The sequence below is a fragment of the Nonomuraea sp. NPDC049784 genome (assembly GCF_040659615.1).
Taxonomy (GTDB): domain Bacteria; phylum Actinomycetota; class Actinomycetes; order Streptosporangiales; family Streptosporangiaceae; genus Nonomuraea.
In genome coordinates, this window is the sequence record NZ_JBFAMX010000833.1 from 1 (window position 1) to 3,597 (window position 3,597).

The following is a 3,597-nucleotide window of genomic DNA, read 5'->3' on the forward strand; positions in this document are numbered from 1 at the left end:
CACCGTGCGCACGTACTCCAGGCCTGTGCGGTACCGGACGGCCGCGGGGGAGTGGGCACGGTGTAGTTCGGCATAGGCACACTGGCCGGCGGGGTCGTCGAGGGTGAGACCGACGGTCAGCAGCAGCTCGCCCCCCTGCAGCCACGGGGTGGGGTCGGTGAGCTCTGACAGATGGGTCCAGCGGATGGGCCGGTCGAGCGCGGAATCGCCGGACAGCACGCGCAGCCGGAACCGCTGCGCGACGTCCCCGACCGTCTCCAACATAGCCAATCGTCGCCCTTATCACCATTCAATGGACGTTTGGCCACATGCCGCATCAATGCGCCAATTCATACCATGGCCATCACGTTGCGTAACGCCGGGTGACATCTTCCCTGTTCCCGGCCCTATCGAGGAGGTCAGGTGCGAGCCGCGCTATTCGAGTCGGCCGAGTCCCCCGTCACCATCCAGGACGTGGACCTGGCCCCGCCCGGTCCGGGCGAGGTACGGGTGAAGATCGCCGCCGCCGGGGTGTGCGGATCGGACCTCCACGTCCGGCGCGGCGAGTGGGACGTCCAGGCTCCCCTGGTGATGGGCCACGAGGGCTCCGGCGTCGTCACCGCGCTCGGGCCGGGCGTCACCAGCCTGGCCGAGGGCGATCACGTGGTGCTGTCGTGGGTGGCCCCCTGCGGCCGATGCCGGTACTGCCGGTCCGGCCACGAAGCCCGCTGCCAGGTCGCGGCCAACGTCGTGGCCCCAGGCGGCGTGCTGCAGGACGGCACCAGCAGGCTCAGCCGCAGCGGCGAGACCGTCTTCCACTATCTGGGCGTCTCGTCCTTCGCCGAGGAGGCCGTGGTGCCCGCCTCCGGCGCGGTCAAGGTCCGTGACGACGCTCCGCTCGACACCGTGGCGCTAGTCGGCTGCGCGGTCGCGACCGGGGTGGGCGCCGTGACCAACACCGCCGCGGTGGTGCCAGGCAGCACGGTGGCCGTGATCGGCTGCGGCGGCGTCGGACTGTCCGTCGTGCAGGGCGCCAAGCTGGCAGGCGCTGAGCGGATCATCGCCATCGACACCAGGCCGGAGAAGACCGCCCTGGCCGCCGCGCTCGGCGCCACCGACCAGCTACCGGCCGAGGACAACGTCGAGGCGCTGCGCGACCTGCTGCCCGACGGCGTCGACTACGCCTTCGACGCGGTGGGCCACCAGTCCACCCTGGAGGCCGCGATCAAGATGCTCGGCCTGGGCGGCGCGGCCGTCGCGGTCGGGCTGCCGCCCAAGGGCACCCTGGCCCGTTTCGACCCGCTCGTGCTGGCCGAGGCCGACCAGCGCATCCTCGGCTCGAACTACGGCAGCGTCCGCCCAGCGATCGACATCCCGGCGCTGGTCGACCGCTACATGGACGGCCTGCTCCGGCTCGACCAGCTGGTCAGCCGCCGCGCCGCCCTCGACGAAGCTCCCCTCGCGCTGGAAGCCCTGGCCAGCGGCGAGGCGTTGCGAACCCTCCTGATCCCCTGAGGAGACATCCCCCATGACCCAGACACCCGTGCAGCAGGCCGAAGACGGCCTCAGGAAGGGCGCGATGTCGGCCGGCGAGGTCGTCGCCCAGGCAATCGCCAACATCGCGCCGAGCGCGGTCATCGCCTTCAGCGTGGCCGGCATCTATGCCAGCTCGGGCAACGCCTCGTGGCTGTCGTTCACACTGGCCACGATCGTGATCCTGGCCGTCGGCTACTGCATCGCCCAGTTCGCCAAGCGGCGCGCCTCGGCGGGCTCGCTCTACAACTACGCCGCGCAGGGCCTGGGGCCCTTCGGTGCCTACCTCACCGGCGTCACACTCATCATCGGCTGCTTCGGCATCGCGGCCGGCTCGCTCGGCGGGGCCGTCTACCACTTCACCATCTTCCTGTCGCAGATCGGGCTGCCGATCGAGGGCACGGGATGGAACGTGGTGCTGGCCGTCGTGATCGGCTCGCTGGCCACGCTGTTCACCGTCTGGGGCATCCGGCTGTCGGCCAGGATCTCGCTCATCCTGGAGATCATCTCCATCACGATCATCACGCTGATGCTGGTCGTGGTGCTCTTCTGGGGTGGCGGCCCGGTCGTGGACACCACCCAGCTGACGCTCTCGGACGCCTCCCCGCACGGCATCGCGGTCGGCATGGTGCTGGGCATCCTCGGCTTCGTCGGCTTCTCCAGCTCCGACGCGCTCGGCCGGGAGGCCAAGGACCCGTTCAAGGCCATCCCGCGGGCCATCATGTGGAGCGCGTTCGGCGTCGGCCTGCTCTACGTCTTCGCCTCCTACGTGCAGGTCGCCGGCTTCCACGCGCTCGGCGACCTGGGCGCGAGCGCGAACCCGCTGGACGAGCTGGCCAAGGCCGCCGGACTGCCCGACTGGATCAGGCCGGTGCTCAGCCTCGGCGTCACCGCGTCGTTCTTCGCCGTGGTGGTCGCGCCGATCAACGTCATCGGTCGGATCGTGTTCGTCATGGGCAAGGAGGGCGTACTGCCCGCCTCGCTCGGCCGGACCCACCGCACCCAGCAGACGCCGCACCGCGCCATCCTGGCCGTCGCGCCCGGGGTCGTGCTGCTCACCGCGATCCTGTTCGCGCTCGGCGTGGACGGCATGGAGATCGTAGTCAACATCGACACCTACGGCACCTACGGCTACATGATCGCCTATGCGGTCGTCGCGCTGGCCGCGCCAATCTTCCTGCGCCGCGAGGGGGTACGGCTGCCGCTGCTGTGGCCCTGCGTGGTGGTGTCGGTGGCCGGGATGGCCTACGTGTTCTGGGTCAACGTTGTCCCGTGGCCGCAGTGGCCGCTGAACGCCGTGGTTCTCGCCTTCTTGGCCACGGTTCTGGTGGCGCTGGCCTGGTACGGCTATGTGCGTACGACCCGACCGTCCGTGACCCAGGCGATCGGCACCACCGAGACCGACTTCCCCGAGATGGCCTGAGGCCGGGTCCAGCGGCCGACGTATGGGCGGGCGCGGCGCGGGCACGACAAGGAGCCGCCGCCTACGTCCCACTGCCTTTACTAAGTAGATTTCTACTGGCGCTTCCCGAGGTGTGACGGGCCTGGTGCCGTGCGGGCACCTCCCCGCCAGGCCCGCCATTGACCCGCCGAAGCGCCCCCACGGCACCAGACCGTACGGGCGCTTCGGCGGGTCCCGATCAGGAGGCCGGGGTCAGGACCTTCGCCTCGTGCTTGGGCTCGGCCGGCTTGCGCCGCATCCGCTCCTTGGCCCGTTCGACCATCGTGTAGAGCGTCGGAACGCGGACCCTTGGCACGCCTGTAATAGTGATGTGACCCGTAACCGCCACAGTCCTTTCCCCATGATCCGGGATGGAGCTGGCCGGGTGCACCCCGGGCGCGGCAGGTGGTGGCCGCGCCCGGGGTGCCGGGGGCTCAGAAGTAGAGGGTGGACGTGACGCTCTGCCCGTTCCAGGTGGCGGTGAGGTGTGCCACCCGGTCGGCCGGGATCATGCCCCCCACGGTGATGGGGAACGCCGCGCCGGGGCTTCCCGCCGGGATGGTAACGGTGGCGGGGACGCTGACGCTGGGGCTGTCGCTTGCCAGCGCGACAGTGGCGCCGCCGGGGTTGGGCGCCGACCCGAT

The 3,597-nt window shown here is 70.4% G+C and carries 4 protein-coding genes; 2 read left to right on the forward strand and 2 right to left on the reverse strand.

Going from position 1 to position 3,597, the window contains the following annotated elements; all coding sequences use genetic code 11:
* Positions 1-264, reverse strand: a 264-nt coding sequence (locus AB0J09_RS59375; protein ID WP_360712330.1) for a PucR family transcriptional regulator ligand-binding domain-containing protein, incomplete at its 3' end; no start/stop codon positions are given.
* 138 nt (positions 265-402) lie between these two features.
* Between AB0J09_RS59375 and AB0J09_RS59380 the strand changes: the two genes are divergently transcribed.
* Both AB0J09_RS59380 and AB0J09_RS59385 read left to right on the forward strand, forming a co-directional pair.
* Positions 403-1,494 (forward strand): Zn-dependent alcohol dehydrogenase, encoded by a 1,092-nt coding sequence (locus AB0J09_RS59380; protein WP_360712333.1) that lies wholly within the window; start codon positions 403-405, stop codon positions 1,492-1,494.
* 13 nt (positions 1,495-1,507) lie between these two features.
* Positions 1,508-2,935, forward strand: a complete 1,428-nt coding sequence (locus AB0J09_RS59385; RefSeq protein WP_360712336.1) for an APC family permease — start codon at positions 1,508-1,510, stop codon at positions 2,933-2,935.
* Between the two features lie 452 nt (positions 2,936-3,387).
* Here the strand turns inward: AB0J09_RS59385 and AB0J09_RS59390 are convergent.
* A partial coding sequence (locus AB0J09_RS59390; protein WP_360712339.1) for a hypothetical protein occupies positions 3,388-3,597 on the reverse strand: 210 nt, incomplete at its 5' end.

Excerpts from the sequence above, each read along its gene's own strand:
- AB0J09_RS59385 (WP_360712336.1), top strand. The coding sequence starts at position 1,508 with ATGACCCAGACACCCGTGCAGCAGGCCGAAGACGGCCTCAGGAAGGGC.